Annotated in this window: 1 pseudogene; it reads right to left on the bottom strand. The window is 32.7% G+C overall.

Features of this window, described 5'->3' with window-relative positions:
* Positions 1-245: pseudogene (locus ACY2RT_RS15535) on the bottom strand (acyl-CoA reductase); the annotation flags it as partial.

Here is a 245-nt window from a genome sequence, read left to right as displayed (position 1 = left end):
TGTGGGGTTTGTGTACTGCCAAAAGGAATTTTGTCTTTAGAAACGATGCATTGTATATGATTCTCTGCTTCCAGAAGCTTTTTGTTTAAAGCTAAAGAGTCTTTGTAGTATTCATAAAAAACCACAGAAATATGAGAAGAAAAGCCTGTATCCTCTTTCAGTAAAAGAAATTCGTTATCCAACAACGCAACAGAACTCATTAAATACACAGCTTTATTGTAATCGTAGTTGTTGATGTATTTATT

This window comes from Ulvibacter sp. 2210JD10-4 (assembly GCF_058148525.1).
Note: the sequence above shows the minus strand (reverse complement) of the source record. Positions and strands in the feature narration are given on the sequence as shown.